This is a genomic window from Pseudomonas sp. TWI628 (assembly GCF_039673865.1).
In the GTDB taxonomy this organism is placed as follows: Bacteria; Pseudomonadota; Gammaproteobacteria; order Pseudomonadales; family Pseudomonadaceae; genus Aquipseudomonas.
Genome location: NZ_JBDJMM010000025.1, coordinates 48,588 through 70,869 on the forward strand (window position 1 = coordinate 48,588; position 22,282 = coordinate 70,869).

Annotated in this window: 21 protein-coding genes; 16 read left to right on the plus strand and 5 right to left on the minus strand. The window is 59.4% G+C overall.

From position 1 onward, the window contains the following. Positions 1-4: 4 nt before the first annotated feature. From asnB to ABE528_RS19610, 8 genes are all read left to right on the plus strand, one after another. The gene (gene asnB, locus ABE528_RS19575; protein ID WP_346653828.1) at positions 5-1,933 is read left to right on the plus strand and encodes an asparagine synthase (glutamine-hydrolyzing); all 1,929 of its coding nucleotides are present in this window, start codon (positions 5-7) and stop codon (positions 1,931-1,933) included. 99 nt (positions 1,934-2,032) lie between these two features. Beyond that, positions 2,033-4,177 (plus strand): bi-domain-containing oxidoreductase, encoded by a 2,145-nt coding sequence (locus tag ABE528_RS19580; RefSeq protein ID WP_346653861.1) that lies wholly within the window; start codon positions 2,033-2,035, stop codon positions 4,175-4,177. Beyond that, positions 4,174-6,003 carry a heparinase II/III-family protein gene (locus ABE528_RS19585; protein ID WP_346653829.1) on the plus strand — a complete coding sequence of 610 codons (1,830 nt, stop codon included), beginning with the start codon at positions 4,174-4,176 and terminating at the stop codon, positions 6,001-6,003. The genes ABE528_RS19580 and ABE528_RS19585 overlap by 4 nt, the downstream gene beginning before the upstream one ends. Positions 6,004-6,005: 2 nt before the next feature. Next, complete coding sequence (locus ABE528_RS19590) at positions 6,006-7,220, plus strand: glycosyltransferase family 4 protein (RefSeq protein ID WP_346653830.1); 1,215 nt, start codon at positions 6,006-6,008, stop codon at positions 7,218-7,220. Next, on the plus strand, positions 7,220-7,816 hold the full coding sequence (locus ABE528_RS19595; protein ID WP_346653831.1) for a sugar transferase: 597 nt from the start codon (positions 7,220-7,222) through the stop codon (positions 7,814-7,816). Before ABE528_RS19590 ends, ABE528_RS19595 begins: the two co-directional genes overlap by 1 nt. Beyond that, positions 7,813-8,442, plus strand: coding sequence for an acetyltransferase (locus ABE528_RS19600; protein ID WP_346653832.1), 630 nt, complete (start codon positions 7,813-7,815; stop codon positions 8,440-8,442). Before ABE528_RS19595 ends, ABE528_RS19600 begins: the two co-directional genes overlap by 4 nt. Positions 8,443-8,478: 36 nt before the next feature. After that, a complete protein-coding gene (locus ABE528_RS19605; RefSeq protein ID WP_346653833.1) occupies positions 8,479-9,657 on the plus strand; it encodes a DegT/DnrJ/EryC1/StrS aminotransferase family protein in 1,179 nt (392 codons plus the stop codon). Positions 9,658-9,689: 32 nt separating this feature from the next. Further along, positions 9,690-11,684, plus strand: a complete 1,995-nt coding sequence (locus tag ABE528_RS19610) for a nucleoside-diphosphate sugar epimerase/dehydratase (protein ID WP_346653834.1) — start codon at positions 9,690-9,692, stop codon at positions 11,682-11,684. 292 nt (positions 11,685-11,976) lie between these two features. Here the strand turns inward: ABE528_RS19610 and ABE528_RS19615 are convergent, their stop codons facing one another. Continuing rightward, on the minus strand, positions 11,977-13,014 hold the full coding sequence (locus tag ABE528_RS19615; RefSeq protein ID WP_346653835.1) for a hypothetical protein: 1,038 nt from the start codon (positions 13,012-13,014) through the stop codon (positions 11,977-11,979). Positions 13,015-13,325: 311 nt separating this feature from the next. Here ABE528_RS19615 and rfbB point away from each other — a divergent pair, with 311 nt between their 5' ends. The 3 genes from rfbB (at position 13,326) to ABE528_RS19630 (ending at position 15,887) form a co-directional block, all read left to right on the plus strand. Next, positions 13,326-14,396 (plus strand): dTDP-glucose 4,6-dehydratase, encoded by a 1,071-nt coding sequence (gene rfbB / locus ABE528_RS19620; protein ID WP_346653836.1) that lies wholly within the window; start codon positions 13,326-13,328, stop codon positions 14,394-14,396. 81 nt (positions 14,397-14,477) lie between these two features. Then, positions 14,478-15,368, plus strand: coding sequence for a glucose-1-phosphate thymidylyltransferase RfbA (gene rfbA / locus ABE528_RS19625; RefSeq protein WP_346653837.1), 891 nt, complete (start codon positions 14,478-14,480; stop codon positions 15,366-15,368). 186 nt (positions 15,369-15,554) lie between these two features. Continuing rightward, entirely contained in the window at positions 15,555-15,887 is a 333-nt protein-coding gene (locus tag ABE528_RS19630) for a ComEA family DNA-binding protein (protein ID WP_346653838.1), read from the plus strand. A 51-nt stretch (positions 15,888-15,938) separates the two neighbouring features. Here ABE528_RS19630 and ABE528_RS19635 read toward each other — a convergent pair whose 3' ends face one another. Further along, on the minus strand, positions 15,939-16,106 hold the full coding sequence (locus tag ABE528_RS19635; RefSeq protein ID WP_346653839.1) for a DUF2897 family protein: 168 nt from the start codon (positions 16,104-16,106) through the stop codon (positions 15,939-15,941). 183 nt (positions 16,107-16,289) lie between these two features. On the opposite strand from ABE528_RS19635, the gene pyrF reads away from it, so the two are divergent. Continuing rightward, the gene (gene pyrF / locus ABE528_RS19640; RefSeq protein WP_060508910.1) at positions 16,290-16,991 is read left to right on the plus strand and encodes an orotidine-5'-phosphate decarboxylase; all 702 of its coding nucleotides are present in this window, start codon (positions 16,290-16,292) and stop codon (positions 16,989-16,991) included. A 33-nt stretch (positions 16,992-17,024) separates the two neighbouring features. Here the strand turns inward: pyrF and ABE528_RS19645 are convergent, their stop codons facing one another. Further along, the gene (locus ABE528_RS19645) at positions 17,025-17,414 is read right to left on the minus strand and encodes a hypothetical protein (RefSeq protein WP_346653840.1); all 390 of its coding nucleotides are present in this window, start codon (positions 17,412-17,414) and stop codon (positions 17,025-17,027) included. Between the two features lie 451 nt (positions 17,415-17,865). On the opposite strand from ABE528_RS19645, the gene ABE528_RS19650 reads away from it, so the two are divergent. Together ABE528_RS19650 and ABE528_RS19655 are read left to right on the plus strand one after the other, a co-directional pair. Then, the gene (locus tag ABE528_RS19650; protein WP_110639718.1) at positions 17,866-18,147 is read left to right on the plus strand and encodes a hypothetical protein; all 282 of its coding nucleotides are present in this window, start codon (positions 17,866-17,868) and stop codon (positions 18,145-18,147) included. Between the two features lie 39 nt (positions 18,148-18,186). Continuing rightward, complete coding sequence (locus ABE528_RS19655) at positions 18,187-18,450, plus strand: DUF3077 domain-containing protein (protein ID WP_346653841.1); 264 nt, start codon at positions 18,187-18,189, stop codon at positions 18,448-18,450. Between the two features lie 75 nt (positions 18,451-18,525). Here the strand turns inward: ABE528_RS19655 and kdsA are convergent, their stop codons facing one another. After that, complete coding sequence (kdsA, locus tag ABE528_RS19660) at positions 18,526-19,368, minus strand: 3-deoxy-8-phosphooctulonate synthase (RefSeq protein WP_346653842.1); 843 nt, start codon at positions 19,366-19,368, stop codon at positions 18,526-18,528. A gap of 57 nt (positions 19,369-19,425) precedes the next feature. Continuing rightward, positions 19,426-20,427, minus strand: coding sequence for an NADP-dependent oxidoreductase (locus ABE528_RS19665; protein ID WP_152959349.1), 1,002 nt, complete (start codon positions 20,425-20,427; stop codon positions 19,426-19,428). 172 nt (positions 20,428-20,599) lie between these two features. Between ABE528_RS19665 and ABE528_RS19670 the strand changes: the two genes are divergently transcribed. Both ABE528_RS19670 and ABE528_RS19675 read left to right on the plus strand, forming a co-directional pair. Next, on the plus strand, positions 20,600-21,361 hold the full coding sequence (locus tag ABE528_RS19670) for an SDR family oxidoreductase (RefSeq protein ID WP_346653843.1): 762 nt from the start codon (positions 20,600-20,602) through the stop codon (positions 21,359-21,361). 90 nt (positions 21,362-21,451) lie between these two features. Beyond that, positions 21,452-22,279 (plus strand): lipopolysaccharide biosynthesis protein, encoded by an 828-nt coding sequence (locus tag ABE528_RS19675; RefSeq protein WP_346653844.1) that lies wholly within the window; start codon positions 21,452-21,454, stop codon positions 22,277-22,279. Positions 22,280-22,282: the final 3 nt, after the last annotated feature.

Consider the following 22,282-nt stretch of genomic DNA (forward strand, 5'->3'; position numbering starts at 1 on the left):
AGGCATGTGCGGAATTTTGGGTTATTTACATAATGGAACGAAGACGTCGATCGATTTTTCGTCGGCGCTTTCATTCATTCGACGTCGCGGGCCGGATGACCAGGGAATATGGTCCGATACCGACGTAGGCGTATGGTTGGGGCAGGTTCGCCTGTCCATCCTCGACACCACATCGGCCGGGCACCAGCCCATGCTGTCCCGCGATGGCCGGGTGGTGATGGTTTTCAATGGCGAAATCTACAATTTCCGCGAACTGCGTGCCGAACTCGAGGCTCAAGGCGAAACCTTCACCAGCCAGTCCGACTCGGAAGTGCTGCTGGCACTGTTCTGCCGAGAGGGCATCGACTGCCTCAACCGCCTCAACGGTATTTTCGCCGTGGTGTTCTGGGAACGTGATACCCAGACGCTCTGGGTGGCGCGCGACCAGCTCGGGGTCAAGCCGCTCTATGTGTACAATGATGGAGGCTGTTTCGCATTTTCCAGCGAAATGAAAGGCTTGATCAGAGGCGGTTTCAGCACTCCCGAGATCGATCCACATGCTGTTTTGGCGCATTTGGGCTACCTGTGGTCGCCGGGCGAGCGCACCATCGTGCGCGACATCAGCAAGGTGCTGCCGGGTCAGGTACTGCGCGTGCGCAACGGCCGCGTAGAGGAAAAATCGTTCTACTACCAGTTGCCGATCAGTGAGCAGCCATTGACTGAGACGGTCGAACAGACTGCAGATGCGGTAGCCGATGCGGTACGCACTGCTGTCAAACGTCAGCTGGTGTCCGACGTTCCACTGGGCTCGTTCCTGTCGGGGGGGCTTGATTCGAGTGCGATCGTTGCTTTCGCCGCCGAGGAAATGCGCGATAAGGAGCGGCTGCAGTGTTTCAGCATCCGTGTGGACAATGGTTCCACCGCCAATGAAGGCTTCGCCGACGACTTGCCCTATGCCGAGCGAGTAGCCAAGCACTTGGGCGTCGATCTGCATGTGGTTGGCGTAGGCGACGAGATGATGGACCGCCTGCCGGAAATGGTCTACCTGCTGGATGAACCTACTCCGGACCCGGCGGCCCTCAATGCATTGTTCATATCCGAGCTGGCGAGTCAGAATGGTATCAAGGTATTGCTATCGGGCGCTGGTGGCGATGACATTTTCACTGGCTACCGCCGTCACTTCGCGTTGTCCCAGGAGCGCTGGTGGGGTGGCTTGCCCACACCTTTGCGCAGTGTTCTGGCCAGCAGCGCCAACCTTCTTCCGGCGTCATCGCCGCTGTCTCGCCGGCTGGGCAAGGCGTTCCGCTACGCCGACCTGCCCGCAGACGACCGCCTGATCAGCTATTTTTTCTGGCTCGAGCCGGAACAAGCTCACGGCCTGCTGGCGCCGGAACTGCGTCGCCAGTTAGCTGCGGACGAACTGTTCGCACCATTGCGCGAGACCCTGTCACGCGTGCCGGCAGGCGCAACACCGCTGGACAAGATGCTGACGCTTGAATGCAAGCATTTCCTGACTGACCACAACCTCAATTACACCGACAAGATGGGCATGGCCACTGGTGTTGAGGTACGGGTGCCCCTGCTGGACATGGATCTGGTGCGCCTGGCTGGCAAGCTGCCGTCCGAGGTCAAGCAGAAAGGGCGAGAAGGCAAGTGGATCTTCAAGAAGGCCATGGAACCCTACCTGCCACACGACATTATCTACCGCCCAAAAACCGGGTTTGGCGTGCCACTGCGCAACTGGCTGCAAGGGCGCCTGAAACCGCTGGTCGACGAAGTCTTATCGCCTGCATCGCTGCGCAAACGTGGCATTTTCGACCCAGAAGCGGTTGCCCGGCTGATCGCCGCCGACCGTGCCGGGCGCATCGACGCGGCCTACACCTTGTTCGGCATCGTCTGCATGGAGCTGTGGTGCAAGCAGTACCTGGACGGCAATTTCGCGCTTGACGGCTAAGGTAGTCGCGCCAGGCCCAGGTAGGTTGAGCACGTTCGTGCGCCCTGCCGACGGCCATGGCCTCAGGTGCTGTTATTTCAACTTTATTGGTGGCATTTCATGAAGCAAGTTGTTCAGAACATGGCGAGCGGCGAGACATCACTGGTTCAGGCCCCGGCGCCTGGTGCGCGCAGTGGTGCGTTGCAGATCAATACCAGCCGCACGCTGATTTCAGCCGGTACCGAGCGGATGCTGGTAGGTTTCGGCAAGGCCAACTGGATAGAAAAAGCGCGCCAGCAACCCGACAAGGTGCGCATGGTGCTGCAAAAAGTGCAGACCGATGGCCTGGCCACGACTATCGAAGCGGTGCAGTCCAAGCTCGCCCAGCCGCTGCCACTGGGCTACTGCAACGTCGGTGTCGTTGCGGCGACCGGAGCGGGTGTTTCAGGCTTCAAGGCAGGTGACCGGGTCGTTTCCAATGGGCCGCACGCTGATGTCGTGGTGGTGCCGAAGAACCTTTGCGCGCTGATTCCGGATTCCGTCAGCGATGAGGCTGCATCGTTCACAGTCCTTGCCAGCATCGGCCTGCAAGGGATCCGGCTGGCACAGCCGACCTTGGGGGAGGCGTTCGTCGTCACCGGCGTTGGCTTGATCGGCCTGGTCACCGTGCAACTGCTGCGGGCGCAAGGTTGCCGCGTGCTGGCCATCGATTTCGATGAACAGAAGCTGGCGCTGGCGCGCAGCTACGGCGCCGAGACCTGCAACCCAGGCAAGGGCGAAGATCCGGTAGCTGCAGGCATGGCTTTCAGCCGGGCACGAGGGGTTGATGGCGTCATCATCACGGCCTCCACGAAATCGTCGGACCCGGTTACCCAAGCGGCGAACATGTGCCGCAAGCGCGGCCGCATCGTCTTGGTAGGGGTTACTGGGCTGGAGTTGAATCGAGCTGACTTCTACGAGAAGGAGCTGACTTTCCAGGTTTCGTGCTCCTACGGTCCGGGCCGCTACGACCCTACTTACGAGGAGCAGGGTAACGACTTCCCCATCGGCTTCGTACGTTGGACCGAACAGCGCAATTTCGAGGCCGTTCTGGACATGCTTGCCAGTGGCCAACTGGATGTCGGGCAACTGATTTCCCACCGCTTTGCCTTTGAAGATGCGGCGGATGCATACCAGACGCTGACCAGCGATAACTCGGCCCTGGGTATCGTACTCGAGTATCACTCGGCTCCCCAGGAACGGCACGTAAAAGATGTCACCCTGGTGCCTCAGTCGAACATCGCTTTCGACCCGGTCAAACCAGTGGTCGGATTCATCGGTGCTGGCAACTATGCATCGCGGATGCTGATTCCGGCGTTCAAGGCCGCCGGTGCACAATTCCATACCATTGTCACCGCCGGTGGCCTCAATGGCGTCATTCACGGCAGCAAGGCCGGTTTCGCCCATGCCTCCACGGATGTCGGCGCGGTGTTGGCCGACCAGACCATCAACACCGTGGCTATCGTCACCCGGCACGACAGCCATGCACGCTTCGTGTCCCAAGTGCTGGAAGCCGGCAAGCACGTGTTCGTCGAGAAGCCTCTGGCAATCGATGAGCAGGGCTTGGCTGATGTGCAGGCCGCGTACGACCTGGCTGTGCAGAAGGGGCTCAAGCCGCACCTGATGGTGGGCTTCAATCGCCGCTTCTCGCCTCAGGTGCAAAAAATGAAGGCGCTTCTGACTGCGGTAAAAGAGCCCAAGTCGCTGATAATGACCATGAACGCGGGTGCCATTCCTGCGGATCACTGGACTCAGGACGAAGCTGTGGGCGGCGGGCGGATCATAGGCGAAGCCTGCCATTTCATCGATCTGATGCGCTTCCTGGTGGGCAGCCCGATCGTTTCGATCCAGGCACGCCGCATGGGCGACTCGCCCGCAGTGGCCGTCACCGAAGACAAGGCATCGATCACGCTAGGTTTCGAGGATGGCTCGTTTGGCACCATCCATTATCTGGCAAACGGCGCTGCGAGCTTCCCCAAGGAGCGCGTAGAGGTGTTCGCTGCCGGACGCGTGCTGCAACTGGACAACTTCCGAAAACTCAAGGGCTTTGGCTGGCCAGGGTTCAGCAAGCTCAATCTGTGGAAGCAGAACAAGGGCCAATCCGAATGTGCCGCAGCGTTCCTCGCGGCGGTAGGGCAGGGCAAGGCAACGCCAATCCCGAGCGATGAAATCTTCGAAGTGGCGCGGGTGAGTGTCGAAGTAGCGCGGATGCTTCGCGCGCAATGAGTCTGTTCATCGTAAAAGCCAGAACCGCGCTGGCGCTTGGCCCCGGCAACCTTTGCCGGGCGCTGGGTTACCGTCTGGGCGTGAAGACCGGGCTCAACCCTGTGCGCCGGCTTACCGCCGAAGTGCCCTCGGGGCCATTCTTCGCTCAGCCCTTGCGCCAGGTAGAAAACCTGCCGGGCAGTGGCCAGTGGGCGCGCGAGGTCCGCTACTATGGCCTGTGGCCCGTCACCGTGGGCGAGGCTCCGCCAGACTGGCACCTGAACCCCCTGACCGGGGTTCGGGTACCTTCCCCGGAACGTGAGTGGTGGCGTATCGCTGATTTCGATCCCGCTGTCGGCGACATCAAAAGCATCTGGGAAGCTTCGCGACTCGACTGGGTACTGGCTTTTACCCAGCGCGCTTGCAACGGTGACAATGCAGCCATTGCACAGTTGAACCAATGGCTTGCGCATTGGTGCGAGCACAATCCGCCTTATCATGGGCCGAACTGGAAGTGCGGGCAGGAGGCGTCCATTCGTGTCCTGCACTTGGCCATGAGCGCTGTCATGCTTGATCAGCACGAGCAGATTCAGCCGGGCCTGGCGGCCATGATCGAAGTGCATCTGAAGCGGATCAAGCCCACCATCAGCTACGCCATGGCCCAGGACAACAACCACGGAACCTCAGAGGCAGCGGCGTTGTACGTCGGTGGTAGTTGGTTGATGAAGAACAATCACCCCGCCGGTGAGCGTTGGTACCTGGCCGGGCGCCGCTGGCTGGAGAATCGGGCTGCGCGCCTGATCGAGCGCGATGGCAGTTTCAGCCAGTATTCGGTCAATTACCACCGGGTGATGCTCGATACCTTTTCAATGGTCGAGGTTTGGCGACGCAAGCTCGAACTTCCGGCTTTCAGCGCTGATTTTCAAGCAAAGGCGCGGGCTGCGGCGAACTGGCTGTTCACCTTTGTCGACGAGGCTAGCGGTGACGCTCCCAACATCGGGGCGAATGATGGCGCACGCTTGCTGCCTTTGACCGACACTGACTACCGCGACTTCCGCCCTTCGGTGCAATTGGCAATGGCGCTGTTCTGCGGTCAGCGTGCCTATGCCGAGGCCGGGCCTTGGGACCTCCCGCTGCAATGGCTAGGCCTGCAGGCACCGTTGGCGCAAGCCGAGCGACCAGGTAGCCAGCAATTCGACCAGGGCGGCTATGCCGTGCTGCGCCAAGGCGGCAGTACAGCAGTGTTGCGTTATCCGCGTTTTCGCTTCCGGCCTGGCCAGGCTGACGCCCTGCACTTGGACCTTTGGCGCAACGGGCGAAACCTGCTGCGCGATGCTGGCAGTTTCAGCTACAACGTCGAGGCCAAGTGGCTACGTTACTTCCCAGGCACTGGAAGTCATAACACGGTGCAGTTCGATGACCGTGACCAGATGCCCAAGCTCAGCCGGTTCCTGTTCGGTGACTGGCTGCAGACCTGTCGCCTTGACCCGCTGGCCCGCGGGGATGGCTTTACGACCTGCACTGCCGCCTACCGGGATGGCAAGGGCGCCGAGCATTCACGCCATGTCAGTCTGGGAGATGACGGCTTGCAGGTGCGTGATCGGGTGGCTGGTTTCGCTTCCAGGGCCGTCTTGCGCTGGAGGCTGGAACCGGGCGACTGGGTGCTGCAGGAAAACGCTGTAAGTAACGGTTCGCAGCGGCTATCGGTGACCAGTGACGTGCCTATCGTGCGCTGTGAACTGGTGGAAGGGTGGGAGTCCCGTTACTACCTTGAGAAAACACGTGTACCAGTGCTTGAAGTCGAAGTGGCAACAGCTGGAGTCTTGATTACGGAGTATCACTGGTAACCATGAGAATTCTCTATTTTCATCAGCATTTCTCGACCCCCAAGGGCGCCACGGGAATTCGCTCCTACGAGATGGCCCGACGCCTGGTTGCCCAGGGTCATCAGGTGACCATGGTCTGCGGCAGCTATGGTGGCGGTAATACCGGGCTCAGTGGGCCTTTCCTGTCCGGTAAGCGTCAAGGCCAGGTTGAAGGCATCGATGTCATCGAGTTCGACCTCGCTTACGCCAACAGTGATGGTTTCCTCAAGCGTGCTGTCAGTTTCCTCAAATTTGCCCTGCGCAGCATCGGGGTGGCGCTGACTGCCAAATATGACCTGGTCTTCGCGACCACTACGCCACTGACGGCGGGTATTCCAGGTATCTTCGCACGCTGGCTGCGCAACAAGCCCTTTGTCTTCGAAGTGCGCGACCTGTGGCCTGAATTGCCAAAGGCCATGGGTGTGATCCGCAATCCCCTGGTGCTCTGGGGCATGTCGTTACTTGAGTGGGCCAGCTATCGCTCGGCACATCGCCTGGTCGGCTTGTCGCCCGGCATTGTCGAAGGCATCGTTTCGCGGGGGGTCGACCCTGCCAAAGTGGCGATGATACCCAACGGCTGTGACCTTGAAATCTTCGATGCCCCGGCCCAGCCATGGCGTCCGCAAGGTGTTGACGACAGCCATCTCATGGCGGTTTTTGCCGGTACCCATGGCATGGCCAACAAGCTCGATGCGGTGCTGGATGCTGCTGCACGGTTGAAAGCCCGCGGCCGTGACGATATCCGCCTGGTACTGATTGGCCAGGGCAAGCTCAAGCCGGCGCTGGTGAGCCGAGCCAAGGCCGAAGGCCTGGACAACGTGGTCTTCCATGACCCGGTGAACAAGGAGCGGCTGGCCGGGTTGATGGCCAGCGCCGATCTGGGGCTACAGGTACTGGCCAACGTGAAGGCGTTCTACTTCGGGACTTCGCCAAACAAATTCTTCGACTACATTGCCTCGGGCCTGCCGGTGCTCAACAATTATCCAGGTTGGCTCGCTGAGATGATCGTCAGCGAGGACTGTGGATTTGCAGTGGCGCCCGAAGATCCGGATGCGTTCGCCGATGCCCTGGAGCAGGCAGCATCAGATCGCGCGGCACTCAAGGCCAAGGGCGAACGAGGCCGACAGCTGGCGGCGCGCAGCTTCGATCGCAAACTGCTGGCCGGGCAGTTTGTCCAGTGGCTGGAAGGAGTCAAGTAATGTTGAAACGTCTTTTCGACCTCACAGCCGCTGCCGTTGCCTTGCTGTTGCTTTCGCCTGTCATCGCCTTGGTGGCGTGGAAGGTACGCAAGAACCTGGGGGCGCCCGTGCTGTTCCGCCAGCAACGCCCCGGGCTTGATGGCAAACCGTTCGAGATGGTCAAGTTCCGTACCATGCGCGATGCCGTCGATGCGCAGGGGAATGTTTTGCCTGATGCCCAGCGCATGACGCCGTTCGGTGGCTTCCTGAGGTCGTCAAGCCTCGACGAATTGCCAGAGCTGTGGAATGTGCTCAAGGGCGAGATGAGCCTGGTCGGCCCCCGGCCGCTGTTGATGGAATACCTGCCACTGTATTCGCCTGAACAGTACCGCCGCCATGAAGTGCGCCCAGGGGTGACAGGGTGGGCGCAGATCAATGGCAGAAATGCCCTTGGCTGGGAGGACAAGTTCAAGCTCGACGTCTGGTATGTAGATAACCGAAACTTCTGGCTTGACCTCAAGATTCTTTTCCTCACGGTGAAGAAAGTCGTGAAGAAGGACGGCATCAGTGGTGATGGCGAAGTGACCATGAGCAAGTTCACCGGGAACCGGCCATGAAGCGTCTGGCGATCCTGGGGGCCAGCGGGCATGGCAAGGTACTGGCCGACATCGCCGAGCTGTGTGGTTGGCCTGAAGTCGTGTTCTACGACGATGCCTGGCCGGCGCGGCAGGTTAACGGCCATTGGCCCATTGTCGGTGACAGCGCTGCGCTACTCGCGCAGCTGTCGAGTGTCGAGGGGGTCATTGTCGGCATCGGCAACAATCAGGTTCGCCACGACAAGCAGCGCCAGCTCGCTGCGGTCGATGCGCCGATTGTTTCGTTGATCCACCCGCAGGCTGTAATCAGCCCGCGCAGTGCGATAGGGATCGGTAGCGTGGTAATGGGCGGTGTCGTGGTCAACATCGATTCGCGTATAGGCGATGGCGCCATCCTGAATACAGGCTGTAGCGTCGATCATGATAATCTGCTGGGCGATTTCGTTCACTTGAGCCCCGGTGCTCGCCTGGCTGGTGGTGTGACCATAGGCGATCTCACTTGGGTTGGCATTGGTGCCTGCATCCGTCAGATGATCCAGGTCGGATCACGCGTGGTGATAGGTGCCGGTGCCGTAGTCGTCAAACCTGTAGCCGACGGCATCACTGCCGTGGGCGTTCCCGCACGTTCGCTGGCCAGCTCGGGCTGAGCGTGCCGGTGCTGACCGAATAATGGACTTATTGCTATGTTGAATACCGCTTTTTCTCCGTGGCCATCCTTCACCGAAGAAGAGGCCAATGCTGTTCGTGACGTGATTCTCTCCAACAAGGTCAACTACTGGACCGGGCAGGAGTGTCGGGAGTTCGAACGGGAATTCGCCAAGTGGGCGCAGTGTGAGCATGCCGTTGCCGTCGCCAATGGCACGGTCGCACTGGACCTTGCGCTCAAGGCTCTGGGTATCGGCGCTGGTGACGAAGTGATCGTCACTTCCCGTACCTTCCTGGCCTCGGTCTCGTCGATCGTCAATGCCGGTGCCGTGCCGGTGTTTGCCGATGTCGATCACGATTCGCAGAACATCACCGCCGAGACGATTCATGCTGTACTGACTGAGCGTACTCGCGCGGTCATCTGCGTGCATCTGGCCGGTTGGCCATGTGACATGGACCCTATCATGGCGCTGGCCACGGAAAAGGGGCTCAAGGTCATCGAGGATTGCGCCCAGGCCCACGGCGCGTTGTACAAGGGGCGCTCGGTCGGCTCCATTGGTCACGTAGGCGCCTGGTCGTTCTGCCAGGACAAAATCATGACCACTGGTGGCGAAGGTGGCATGGTAACCACCAATGACAAGGCGTTGTGGTCTGCCATGTGGTCTTACAAGGATCATGGCAAGAGCTGGGAGGCCATTTACGAACGCCAGCACCCGCCAGGCTTCAGATGGCTGCACGAGAGCTTCGGTACCAACTGGCGGATGCTGGAGGTCCAGGCAGTGATCGGCCGGCTGCAACTGCAGCGGATGCCACAGTGGCAGGCACAGCGCAGTGAATATGCTGAGCGCATAGGCGCAACGGCTGCTCGGCTGCCTGGCTTGCGCGTGCCACAGGTGCCTGACGACATTCGTCACGCAGCCTACAAATGTTACGTTTTCGTTGAGCCGCAAGCGCTGGCTGAAGGCTGGAACCGCGATCGTATTGCCCGGGAAATCAACGACGCCGGCGTGCCTTGTTATTCCGGGTCCTGCTCGGAGGTTTATCTTGAAAAAGCCTTCGACGGAACTGGATGGCGCCCGGAGCAGCCGCTGCCGGTCGCCCATGAACTGGGCGAGACCAGTCTCATGTTCCTTGTCCACCCGACCCTGACCGACCGTGAGGTTGAACTGACCTGCGAAGTCCTGGCCTCGGTGATGGGGCGAGCGGTGGCTCGTTGAGCCACAAGGTGTGGAATGCTATTGAGGGATATATGGACAAGATTCGCTCAGGGTTGCTGAACCTGAACCGCAGCCAGAAGCGGCTGCTCCAGGTGGCTACCGATGTGATGCTGGTATGGATTGCCCTTTGGCTGGCATTCGCCGTTCGGCTCGGGGTCAGTGAAATGGACAATCCGATCACGGAGCATCCGTGGTTGTTCTTGAGTGCGCCATTGACAGCCATACCTCTGTTCATTCGCTTTGGCATGTACCGCGCAGTGATGCGTTATCTGGGCAATGATGCGTTGATCGCCATCGTCAAGGCAGTGACACTTTCGTCACTGATACTTGGCCTGGTGATTTTCTGGTACAGCAATCACCGGCCCCTGGTGCCGCGCTCCATCGTATTCAACTACTGGTGGCTTAGCCTGATCATGGTCGGGGGCTTGCGTCTGGCCATGCGTCAGTACTTCCTCGGTGACTGGTTCGGTACGCCACCGAATGTGCCTTTTGGTACGCGCGACAATGGTTTGCCTAAAGTGGCGATCTACGGTGCAGGGGCGGCGGGCAACCAGTTGGTTGCAGCCTTGAGGATGGGCAAAGTGATGCGTCCGGTGGCGTTCATCGATGATGACGCCAGCATCACCGACCGGGTGATATCCGGCCTGCATGTGTACAGCCCTGGCCAGATTCAACAGATGATCGACCTGACCGGGGCTGATGAGCTGTTGTTGGCGTTGCCTTCGGTGAGCCGCGCTCGCCGACGCGAGATTCTTGGCTTGCTTGAAGGTTTGCCGCTCCATGTGCGCAGTGTTCCTGGGTTCATGGACCTTGCCAGCGGGCGGGTCAAGGTCGACGATATCCAGGAAGTCGACATTGCCGACCTGCTTGGCCGAGACGCAGTACCGGCGCAGAAGGATCTGTTGTCACGTTGTGTGCAGGGCCAGGTGGTGCTGGTAACCGGTGCGGGAGGCTCGATCGGTTCGGAACTGTGCCGGCAAATTCTCACACTCAAGCCGCGCGTACTGCTGTTGCTTGAGCACAGCGAGTTCAACCTTTACAGCATTTTGTCCGAGCTGGATCAGCGCGTGGCGCGCGAGTCGTTGTCGACCAAGGTGCTACCGATCCTCGGGTCGGTACGCAACCCGCACCAGCTGCTTGACGTCATGCGTACCTGGCATGTCGATACCGTTTATCACGCGGCTGCCTACAAGCATGTGCCGATGGTTGAGCACAACATCGCCGAAGGCATCCATAACAATGTCTTCGGCACCTTGAACACTGCCCAGGCAGCGGTGCAGGCGGGCGTGCCCAACTTCGTGCTGATTTCCACCGACAAGGCCGTGCGCCCGACCAACGTCATGGGCAGTACCAAGCGGTTGTCGGAGATGGTATTGCAGGCCCTGAGCAAGGAACTGGCTCCCGTGCTGTATGGCGACAAGAGCAACGTTGCCCAGGTCAACAAGACACGTTTCACCATGGTCCGCTTTGGCAACGTGCTGGGTTCGTCGGGCTCGGTCATCCCGTTGTTCCATCGGCAGATCAAGGAAGGTGGTCCGGTCACGGTCACGCACCCGAAGATCACCCGCTATTTCATGACTATTCCCGAGGCGGCGCAGCTCGTTATCCAGGCCGGGTCGATGGGGCAGGGGGGAGATGTGTTCGTGCTGGACATGGGCGAGCCCGTACGGATCGTCGAACTGGCCGAGAAAATGATTCACCTGTCAGGCTTTAGCGTGCGTTCGGAGCGCAGCCCACATGGTGACATCGCCATCGAGTTCACCGGCCTGCGCCCAGGGGAGAAACTCTACGAGGAGCTGCTGATCGGTGACAACGTGATACCCACAGAGCACCCAATGATCATGAGTGCCGCCGAGGACTTCCTGCCGTGGGATGCGCTCAAGGAAGCCTTGAAACAGCTGATACTGGCAGTGGAGGAAGACGACTTTGTACGGGTTCGGAAATTGCTGCGGGAAACGGTGATCGGATACACCCCGGAAGGTGATATTGTCGATTGGATTTACCAGCAGCGTCGACTCGAAAGATAAACGCTCACTCAAAGGTGTCTTTGTCTTGCAAAGGCGCCTTTTTACTTTCGAGTATCGGTCATCTTCAGTGCTGTGCGTTTGAACGGGGGCTTGAACCGTGATTGTTTTGTTGGCTTGTGCAGATATTTACGATTTTAATCTGTGTGGCGGCTACTGATGGGCCGCCTAAAAAGCGGGCTAGGTAGATGATGTATGCGCAAGATCAGCGATTAAAAGTGAAAGCCCGCTCAGGGGCGGGCTTTTAGAAAATTATGGCTTGGACAATTTCATCAGTATTTGGGCTGGCCTTATATTAAGAAAGTTCCTGTTTGCTAAAAATGAAGCAGTCTACGTTTTCAGGACTTTCATAGGTGTCGAGAATGAGTGGGAGTTCCGTCCTTGGGCGAAGGAATCCGCTACGTAACGACTGAGTGTAAACTCCAACGTTCACATTGTTTCTTCGCGCTCGTGCGTCAACCGAAATGCTGTCAATGCAATAGTTCATGGCACTACCGTTACCGCATAGTTCGCCGCCGCAATTAACCATCCGGGAGGAGTCTTGACCTTCCATTACCACCCCCCAAGCGTTCTGGGTTGGTCCGCCGCCGGGCTCCGTACCTGTGCAGTAACAGTCAATGACAGTGTTGTTCATCCCGCCATTATCAATTAGAACCAGCGAGCGCCCAGTCCACTCATAGGATGTAATATCCTGGACAGTGCAGTGTTGGGCATAGTGAATGTGTACACCAACGGCGGAGTTACCCGTAAATTCGAGGCCTCGAATGAAGACGTTTCGAATGGGAACGCATTTGGCAACAATGGCGCCGTTCGGGTGACCAGTCTTCAGTGCGTTGTTGATCAGTAAGGAACCACCCAGCACAAATAGAACTTGACGAACTTCCATTGGTCCATCAAGTGGCAGGGGCTGGGTGGCGAAATCTGTTGAAGCATCAGATATTACAATCCAGTCGCCAGCTACATACTGGGTCGGATCATCAACGAATATCTCTGTCTGATTGAGATAAGCTTCTCTGGTCAGGAAGCTGGCTGGTCTAACTTTGCCTTGGTAGTCGAACGCAGCATAGCTAGGGTCGGTAGGGACCTCTGGGTTTCGACCAATGCCGCTCGAATCAATACGAACTTTTTCGTAGTTAGGTGACGGCTCAATAACCAATCCATGAACAGGGGTCAAATCGGACTTGTTCAGGTAAACGGTGGAGCCGATTGGGCATACATCTCGATCGATTTGAATCCAGCGGTAACCTGCCTGAATGATGGACCGAAGTTGCGGACCGTTGTCCAGAGTAGCGCTTGGTCTGAACACATAGGGCGTATCGTAGTACATAGACATAAATTGACCTCCTTTAGCGAGTCTCGTGCTTGAGTGGAACTGTACATGCATACAGTCTTTCTGCAAAGAGGAATTTGCAAAATGGCCAGCTGGCCGCTGATTTGTGGTGCCTGACTAACAGCTGCAGGGTTGAGTCTGTTGGCGGTAGGGGGTCACCGTGCAGCAAGCGCGCTAACACGCTGCCAGGGTACAAATGGTGAATTGACGTCCCCCCCAGCTTTGCAAGTTCTTTAATGAGGCTTGAGGTAGTCGCAATCGCGTTTACACTATCGGCATCCCCATACGCCCCAATTTTTGGACTGACCAGCCCCATGACAATCCTGGTAACCGGCGGAGCCGGCTTTATTGGCGCGAATTTCGTGCTCGACTGGATAAGTCAGTCGGATGAGACCCTCATCAACCTGGACAAGCTGACCTACGCAGGCAACCTGCAGAGCCTGGTGAGCCTGGAAGGCAATACGCAGCACGTCTTCGTGCACGGCGATATCGGCGACGGCCCGCTGCTGCGTCGTCTGTTTGCCGAGCACCAGCCACGAGCAGTACTCAACTTTGCCGCCGAGTCCCATGTCGATCGGTCGATCCATGGCCCGCAGGCGTTCGTCGAAACCAACGTGGTGGGTACTTTCCAGCTACTCGAGGCGGTGCGTGAGCACTGGCAGTCGCTGAACGAGCCGGGCCGTGCGGCTTTCCGCTTTCTGCACGTATCGACCGATGAGGTATATGGCTCGCTCGCCGCTGACGAACCGGCGTTCACTGAAACACACCAGTACCAACCCAACAGCCCCTATTCAGCCAGCAAGGCTGCCAGCGATCACCTGGTACGCTCCTACCACCACACCTACGGCCTGCCGGTGTTGACCACCAACTGCTCGAACAACTACGGCCCGCTGCATTTCCCCGAGAAGTTGATCCCATTGATGATCGTCAATGCTTTGGCCGGCAAGGCGCTGCCGGTGTACGGTGACGGCCAGCAAATTCGCGACTGGCTCTACGTCAAGGATCATTGCAGTGCCATCCGCCGAGTCCTCGAAGCAGGCCAGGTGGGTGAGGTGTACAACGTCGGCGGCTGGAACGAGATGCCCAACCTGGGCATCGTCCATCACGTCTGCGCGCTGCTCGACGAGCTGAGCCCTCGTGCAGACGGGCAGCCCTATGCCAGCCAGATCAGCTTCGTCTCCGACCGTCCTGGCCATGATCGCCGATACGCCATCGACGCGCGCAAGCTTGAGCGTGAATTGGGCTGGAAACCTGCGGAAACCTTTGAAACCGGTATCCGTAAAACTGTTCAGTGGTATCTGGACAACCAGCCATGGGTCCAAGGTGTACTGTCGGGTAGCTATCGCGAATGGGTCGAGAAGAACTATGCCGGGCGCTCCGCATAACGGGCGCATCTGAATGCCTTATCTATAATGGCAAAGAGATGGCAATTAACTGGCCGCACGCCTGACTGAGATTTACACCATATGAGCACATTCAACCGCAAAGGCATCATTCTCGCTGGCGGCTCCGGTACGCGCCTGCACCCGGCCACACTGGCGATCTCCAAGCAACTGCTGCCGGTGTACGACAAACCGATGATCTACTACCCGCTGACCACGCTGATGCTGGCGGGCATTCGTGACATCCTGATCATCTCCACCCCGCAGGACACGCCGCGCTTCGAGCAGTTGCTCGGCGATGGCCATAAGTGGGGCATCAACATCACCTATGCCGTGCAACCGTCGCCCGATGGCCTGGCCCAGGCCTTCATCATTGGTGAGGACTTTATCGGTAACGACCTGTCGGCACTGGTGTTGGGGGACAACATCTATTACGGCCATGATTTTCAAGCGCTGCTGCTCGATGCCATGGGCCGCAACGAGGGGGCCAGTGTCTTCGCTTACCATGTGACCGACCCCGAGCGCTACGGCGTGGTCGAGTTCGACAGTCGCGGTAAGGCCATCAGCCTGGAAGAGAAACCGACCAAACCCAAGTCCAACTACGCGGTCACAGGGTTGTACTTCTACGACAAGGATGTGATCGAGATGGCCAAGGGGCTCAAGCCTTCGCCTCGCGGCGAGCTAGAGATCACCGACCTCAACCGCCTGTACCTTGAGCGCGAGCAATTGTCTGTCGAGGTGATGGGGCGGGGCTATGCCTGGTTGGATACCGGCACCCATGATTCGCTGCTCGAAGCCAGCGGTTTCATCGCCACCATCGAACGCCGCCAGGGCCTGAAAGTCGCTTGCCCTGAAGAGGTTGCCTACCGTCAGCGCTGGATTGACGCTGCGCAGTTGGAAAAGCTGGCCGCACCCCTGATGAAGAACGGCTATGGTCAGTACCTGCAACGGGTACTGCGCGACACAATCTTCTGAGTTTGAAGGGACTGTGCACGGCCGCTGTGGGATGTTTTACCTGGCGGGCGTGCAACATGCTGTGACGTCTAATCTGGTTACTATTCCCTTGCGACAAACGCTGGGAGAATGGCCTGTGAGCCGCTAGCTTGAGTGGGCAGCCAAGGATCTTGCTGCTTTCAAACTCAACTCACAGGAGTGACCTTCATGCGTAATACCGTCCTCAATTACCTGCTGTTGCCGCTGTTTGCCGGCTTGTCTTTTTCACTCAGCGCCGCGCCTGCAACAGACGCTGCTCCGAAGGAGCCGGTGCCGATGGTAAGCCAGGTACAAGCGCCATCCGGCATGTTGAACCTGAACACCGCAGATGCGCCGACCTTGCAAAAGGAACTCAATGGCATTGGCAAAGCGAAGGCCGAAGCGATCGTGGCTTATCGGGATGCCAACGGGCCGTTCGCTTCGGTAGATGAACTGCTGGAGATCAAAGGAATAGGCAATGCGCTGCTGGAGCGCAACCGGGGCAAGTTGGTCGTGGAGTAGGGTAGCTGGCCGGGGCTGGCAACTGTCTGCCCCGGCGTCACCGCCTGCAGCTTACCGGTCCTGCGCATCCTTGGCATCCGCCTCGGCATTGCGTTTATGCACTTTGCGCAGCTGTTCTTCCGTCAGCGGCAGCTTTTTCGCTGTATCGCGCAACATCATCAACCCGCCCACGATCGAGCCGAGGGCTATGATGAGTATCAGCCAGGCATACCAGGGCATTGTCGTTCTCCTATGCGCTTTGAAGGTTTCGCTTGTACAAATTTTGAGCGATGGCCTTATCCGTTGGTTCAATTATAGGAGCCGTACCTGTCTGGGCCAATTCTGATGGCGCCCTGGCCCCAAAGGCACGCTCACTTCGTTTACAATGCGCGCCGTTTACGAATTACCAAAGAGACCTTGACCATGTCCGCCTGCCAGACGCCCCTGATCGTCGCCCTGGATTTCCCAACCCGTGATGCCGCCCTCAAGCTGGCCGACCAGCTCGATCCTGCTCTGTGCCGGGTGAAGGTGGGCAAAGAGTTGTTCACCAGCAGCGCTGCCGGCATTGTCGAGACCCTGTGCGAAAAGGGCTTCGAGGTGTTCCTCGACCTCAAGTTCCACGATATCCCTAACACCACCGCCATGGCTGTGAAGGCTGCTGCAGAAATGGGTGTGTGGATGGTCAACGTCCACTGCTCCGGCGGCCTGCGCATGATGGCGGCCTGCCGTGAAGAGCTGGCCAAGCGCAGCGGCCCGCAGCCGTTGCTGATCGGCGTTACCGTGCTGACCAGCATGGAGCGTGAAGACCTGGCGGGTATTGGTCTGGACGTGGACCCGCAGGAGCAGGTGCTGCGCCTGGCTGCGCTGGCTGAAAAGGCCGGCATGGACGGGCTGGTGTGCTCGGCGCTGGAAGCGCCAGCGTTGAAAGCTGCGCACCCTGGCCTGCAACTGGTGACTCCAGGCATTCGCCCGGCGGGTAGCGCGCTGGACGACCAGCGCCGCATTCTGACGCCGCGCCAGGCGCTGGACGCAGGTTCCGATTACCTGGTGATCGGCCGCCCGATCAGCAAAGCGGCGGACCCGGCCCAGGCGCTGGCAGCTGTGGTGGCAGAGATCCGCGGCTAATTTGGTTGAAGGGCTGCTGTGAGCAGCCCTTGCTTAGTGGGCGATATCCATCGCACCGGCTTTCGTTGCGCGGATGAGCGCAACGTCAACGTGATAAGTTGCGAAATCGCTGGACCGGATATTGGTCCCGAGCGAGGCACTCAGCACCACATCGTGTTGGCGCTTGATGTCTTGCAACGTGCTGGTGAACTGGTGTTCGCTCGTCAGGATCAGCAGCGCGCAATCTGCGCCTTCGACGAAGTGCTGCTGCAACTCCTTAGCGTTGAAGGCCAGGGTCACACCACGTTGGTAGGCTTCCACCAACTCATAGGTGCTGGTGACATTCAGCTTCAGTGCACCTTGCGGGGTGCGAGGCTGGGCTATTTTCGCCAGAGTCATGACATGGGCGCAGGCCTGCAGAAACAACGATTCGTACCACTCCACAACGATCTCCTCATGAAAGCGCGCACATCAATACCTGAGTTTGAGCGCGAACGCTACTTCGCTGCGTTGGATGGCATGGGCTTTGAGGCTTCAGAGGGGATGTAACGGAATAAACGCGGGTCTGTATGGCTCTTCCTACTGTATTTTCAGAAGGGTCCTACAAGTTGAGGCTGGCGGCATGATGTGGCTGGAAATATCCTACAAGCCCTGTCGACTCGCGTCTGATTGTTCCTGAATACGCTGCCCTTTAGCCTCTCTGGGTCGCTGGCAGTTCAGCGATCGGGTGTGGAAACCCGCATCAAGCATTTTGGGTTTGTCGTTAATGGCGGCTGTACCCGGAAGGCCTGTGCCTACCGAGTTTTCCTGAATGCACTCGGGTTTCCACTCCGTGTACAGCTGCCGCCCTTCCTGTGGAAACGGAAGCGGCAGTCCCAAGCGTTCAGGAGCCTTTATGAAAAAGATCGTCCCCGACCCACCCCATCATTTCGACCTACCCTCCGACAAGACCCTCACCAACGCCGTCAGCGAAGGCATCGTGCCCATCGATCACGTGGTGATGAACGTCACCCACTACCTGATGCTCGCCTACAACCATTGCCACCGAATCCTCGACGCCATCGAAGATGATCACACCCGTGAATCGTTGGTGAATGGGCTGCGCGCCATGCAGATTGCCTGGGGCCAGGCAGATGCGCTGTCACTGGCCCTGGAGCGGTCCACCAGCCTGCATTGAAGCCATAACAGGCAATCGACAACTTCAGGAGAGGAATCGATGAGCACAGACGACACCCAATTCACTGTCGGCAAAACCACCTTCTTCCAAGGCGAATGCCAGACCCATCCGCTGTTCCGCATCGAGCCAGGCATTCCCTGCCGGGATGCCCGCGAGCAGGCCTCGGAGTTGATGGGCTATGTAAGAGAGCTGACCATCATCGGCCTGATGGATGAAAAGCCCATGATGATCTGGGCCTCGCACTACCTGAGTGCGATGGCCAAGGCACTGATGGATGATGCTGAGCTAGGCATGGCGCGATGAAGCGATAGATCGGAGGCTGAAAAAAGGGCCGGTATGCAGTGCATGCCGGCCCTTTTTGCATTGCGCGGGGTTGAATCAGGCAATAACCAGTGGCTGGAAGCCCTTGATCAGGTCATCCAGCGCCTTGATCTGCGCCAGGAACGGCTCCAGCTTGTCCAGCGGCAGGGCGCTCGGGCCGTCGCACTTGGCCTGGTCCGGGTTCGGGTGAGCCTCCAGGAACAGCCCGGCCAGGCCAACCGCCATGCCGGCACGCGCCAGGTCGACCACCTGCTCGCGGCGGCCACCCGAGGCTGCACCCGATGGGTCGCGGTTCTGCAGGGCGTGGGTGACGTCGAAGATGATCGGCAGGTTGTCGCAGGTGCGCTTCATCACGCCAAAGCCCAGCATGTCGACCACCAGGTTGTCGTAGCCCATGCAGGTACCGCGGTCGCACAGGATCAGCTGGTCGTTACCGGCTTCCTTGAACTTGTGCACGATGTTCTGCATCTGCGACGGGCTGAGGAACTGCGGCTTCTTGATGTTGACCGGCTTGCCAGTCTTGGCCAGTGCCACCACCAGGTCGGTCTGGCGGGCCAGGAACGCGGGAAGCTGCAGCACATCGACCACTTCGGCCACCGGGGCGCACTGGTGGATCTCGTGCACGTCGGTGATGATCGGTACGCCGAACTCAGCCTTCACCTTCTCGAAGATACGCAGGCCTTCTTCCATGCCCGGGCCACGGTAGGAGTGGATCGAGGAGCGGTTGGCCTTGTCGAAGCTGGCCTTGAACACGTAAGGGATGCCCAGTTTCTCGGTAACCCGAACGTACTCGGCGCAGGCGGTCAGGGCCAGGTCCTCGGACTCGAGCACGTTGATGCCGCCGAAGAGGACGAACGGGGCGGTGTTGGAGCACTCGATGGTGGGGGTGATCTTGATCATGGTCTACTCTGCAAATCCCAGTCACTGGTTTCAGTGGCGATAGCCAATCTTACAGACTCACACCTTCAACACCAACTTGCCGAAGTTCTCGCCGCTGAACAGCTTGAGCAGCGTCTCGGGGAACGTCTCCAGGCCATCCACCACATCCTCCTTGCTCTTGACCTTGCCCGTGGCCAGCCAGCCGGCCATTTCCTGCGCGGCCTTGCCATAGTCCTTGGCGTGGTCCATCACCACGAAACCCTCCATGCGGGCGCGGTTCACCAGCAGCGCCAGGTAGTTGGCCGGGCCTTTGACGGCTTCCTTGTTGTTGTACTGGCTGATGGCGCCGCAGATGACGATGCGCGCCTTGAAGTTGATGCGGGTGAGCACGGCGTCGAGGATGTCGCCGCCGACGTTGTCGAAGTACACGTCGACGCCTTTGGGGCATTCGCGCTTCAGGCCGGCCAGCACGTCTTCGGCCTTGTAGTCGATCACGCCGTCGAAGCCCAGTTCGTCCTTGAGGTACTGGCACTTCTGCGCGCCACCGGCGATGCCGACCACACGGCAGCCCTTGAGCTTGGCGATCTGGCCGACGATGCTGCCCACCGCGCCGGCCGCACCGGAGATCACCACGGTTTCGCCGGCCTTGGGCTGGCCAACTTCAAGCAGGGCGAAGTAGGCGGTCATGCCGGTCATGCCCAAAGCCGAGAGGTAGCGGGGCAACGGCGCCAGGCTGGGGTCGATCTTGTGCAGGCCCTGGGGTTCGCCGGTGAAGTAGTCCTGCACCCCGAGGGCGCCGCTGACATGGTCACCAGGCTTGTAGTCCGGGTGATTGGAAGCGACCACTTCGCCCACACCCAGGGCGCGCATCACCTGGCCGAGGGCGACGGGCGGGATATACGACTTGCCTTCGTTCATCCAGCCGCGCATGGCTGGGTCCAGCGACAGATACAGGTTGCGTACCTGGATCTGGCCGGCGGCGGGGGCTTCGGCGGGCACCGTCTCGAAGGTGAAATCGTCACGGCGCACGGCGCCGACCGGGCGTTTGGCAAGCAGGAAGCGGCGGTTGGTCTGGGTCATGGCAGGTCCTTGTGGGCGATGAGGCACAGCGGTCAATTTAACCTGCTGATGCAGGTTGGTCCGCAAAATCACTGGTAAGCATGGTAGCCCAACCGCTGCCTTGATGATGCTGCCCAGCCGGGCGGTGGGCTGACTAGACTCAGGGCCCATCCATCACCCTCAGGAGCAGACGATGAGCATGACCTTTTCCGGCCAGGTAGCCCTGGTCACTGGCGGTGCAGCAGGTATTGGCCGGGCGACGGCATTGGCCTTTGCCCGCGAGGGCCTGAAGGTGGTAGTGGCTGATCTCGACGCGGCCGGGGGCGAGGCCACGGTGGCCTTGATTCGCGAAGCGGGTGGCGAGGCGCTGTTCGTGGCCTGTGACGTAACCCAGGACGCCCAGGTGCGCCGGTTGCATGAGCGCGCTATCGAGGCGTATGGCCGGCTGGACTACGCCTCCAACAATGCCGGCATCGAGATCGAACAGGGGCGCCTGGCCGATGGCAGCGAGGCCGAGTTCGACGCCATCATGGGGGTCAACGTCAAAGGCGTATGGCTGTGCATGAAATACCAGCTGCCACTGCTGCTGGCCCAGGGCGGTGGCGCGATCGTCAACACCGCCTCGGTGGCGGGCCTGGGCGCTGCGCCGAAGATGAGCATCTACGCCGCCTCCAAGCATGCGGTGATCGGCCTGACCAAATCGGCGGCCATCGAGTATGCCAAGAAGGGTATCCGGGTGAATGCCGTGTGCCCGGCGGTGATCGACACCGACATGTTCCGCCGTGCCTACGAGGCAGACCCGCGCAAGGCTGAGTTTGCCGCCGCGATGCACCCGGTCGGGCGTATTGGCAAGGTCGAGGAAATTGCCAGTGCGGTGCTCTACCTGTGCAGTGACGGGGCGGCGTTCACAACCGGGCATAGCCTGGCAGTGGATGGCGGGGCAACTGCGATCTGAACCTCGAGTGGTGCAGGCCGTACGCCCGGTGTATAGGTGCTTCGCTGACTCACAGTGTATACTCTGGCGCTTCAGGATTTGGAAAGCGTCATGGAGACAGTCAGCGCCCAAAAGCCCGGCTGCCATGCCTCGATATTGGATTTTGCGGCTTGCCGGGGTATAGCCGAAGGACCCGTGTTCATCGTGGCATCGGGAGCATCTGCCAAGGGCTTCCCACTGCAGCATTTCGCTGGTGTGCCGATGATCACCGTCAACGGCGCGATTTCGATGTTCGCCGACCATGGCGTGCGTCCTTACTTCTATGTGTGCACCGACACCGGGTTTGCGCAGCAGCAGCCTGAGCTTTACGCCAAGGCGGTACGGCTCAGCCAGCGGTTGGCGATCTGGCCAGATGAAGTCGATACTTTGCCGGAGCCAATCAACGGGCAGGTCTTCCCGTTGGCCAAGGCAGCCCGCTCCAGTCTGCAGGATTTGCTGTTCAACCCCGACCCATTGCTGGTGCGCAGCCGTGTTTTATGGGGCAGCCGCTCGCGTTCGGTAGGTTTCAGCAAAGATTTGTCGCTGGGGTTTTTCGATGCACGTACGGTAGCTTATGCGGCGTTACAGCTTGCCTATCACCTGGGTTTCAATCAGGTTTTCCTGGTGGGTGTAGACCTCGACCAGGCAGTAGGGCGCTTTTATGAAACGCCGGGCCAGGCGGCTTCTCGCTGCCATCTGGACGAGTCCTATGAGCGGCGCATCCTGCCCTCGCTGAAGCTGATGGCCGACCGGGTTGTGAACGAGCACTTCGCCGTCTACAACCTTTCTGCCACATCGAAGATCCCGGCGGCGGTCATCCCCAAGATCAGCCTCGATCAGGCCGAGAGGCTTATCCTCGGCCGCGCGTCGCAGGCGTTCTTGTGCAGCCACCCCGCGTGACTC

Bases quoted from the DNA above. Each gene is read 5' to 3' on its own strand.
- ABE528_RS19675 (WP_346653844.1), top strand. From the start codon at position 21,452: ATGGAGACAGTCAGCGCCCAAAAGCCCGGCTGCCATGCCTCGATATTG.
- rfbA (WP_346653837.1), top strand. From the start codon at position 14,478: ATGAGCACATTCAACCGCAAAGGCATCATTCTCGCTGGCGGCTCCGGT.
- ABE528_RS19580 (WP_346653861.1), top strand. From the start codon at position 2,033: ATGAAGCAAGTTGTTCAGAACATGGCGAGCGGCGAGACATCACTGGTT.
- ABE528_RS19585 (WP_346653829.1), top strand. From the start codon at position 4,174: ATGAGTCTGTTCATCGTAAAAGCCAGAACCGCGCTGGCGCTTGGCCCC.
- ABE528_RS19600 (WP_346653832.1), top strand. From the start codon at position 7,813: ATGAAGCGTCTGGCGATCCTGGGGGCCAGCGGGCATGGCAAGGTACTG.
- pyrF (WP_060508910.1), top strand. From the start codon at position 16,290: ATGTCCGCCTGCCAGACGCCCCTGATCGTCGCCCTGGATTTCCCAACC.
- ABE528_RS19650 (WP_110639718.1), top strand. From the start codon at position 17,866: ATGAAAAAGATCGTCCCCGACCCACCCCATCATTTCGACCTACCCTCC.
- ABE528_RS19610 (WP_346653834.1), top strand. From the start codon at position 9,690: ATGGACAAGATTCGCTCAGGGTTGCTGAACCTGAACCGCAGCCAGAAG.
- ABE528_RS19605 (WP_346653833.1), top strand. From the start codon at position 8,479: ATGTTGAATACCGCTTTTTCTCCGTGGCCATCCTTCACCGAAGAAGAG.
- ABE528_RS19595 (WP_346653831.1), top strand. From the start codon at position 7,220: ATGTTGAAACGTCTTTTCGACCTCACAGCCGCTGCCGTTGCCTTGCTG.
- ABE528_RS19670 (WP_346653843.1), top strand. From the start codon at position 20,600: ATGAGCATGACCTTTTCCGGCCAGGTAGCCCTGGTCACTGGCGGTGCA.
- ABE528_RS19665 (WP_152959349.1), bottom strand. From the start codon at position 20,427: ATGACCCAGACCAACCGCCGCTTCCTGCTTGCCAAACGCCCGGTCGGC.
- rfbB (WP_346653836.1), top strand. From the start codon at position 13,326: ATGACAATCCTGGTAACCGGCGGAGCCGGCTTTATTGGCGCGAATTTC.
- ABE528_RS19615 (WP_346653835.1), bottom strand. From the start codon at position 13,014: ATGTCTATGTACTACGATACGCCCTATGTGTTCAGACCAAGCGCTACT.
- asnB (WP_346653828.1), top strand. From the start codon at position 5: ATGTGCGGAATTTTGGGTTATTTACATAATGGAACGAAGACGTCGATC.
- ABE528_RS19630 (WP_346653838.1), top strand. From the start codon at position 15,555: ATGCGTAATACCGTCCTCAATTACCTGCTGTTGCCGCTGTTTGCCGGC.
- ABE528_RS19590 (WP_346653830.1), top strand. From the start codon at position 6,006: ATGAGAATTCTCTATTTTCATCAGCATTTCTCGACCCCCAAGGGCGCC.
- kdsA (WP_346653842.1), bottom strand. From the start codon at position 19,368: ATGATCAAGATCACCCCCACCATCGAGTGCTCCAACACCGCCCCGTTC.
- ABE528_RS19655 (WP_346653841.1), top strand. From the start codon at position 18,187: ATGAGCACAGACGACACCCAATTCACTGTCGGCAAAACCACCTTCTTC.
- ABE528_RS19635 (WP_346653839.1), bottom strand. From the start codon at position 16,106: ATGCCCTGGTATGCCTGGCTGATACTCATCATAGCCCTCGGCTCGATC.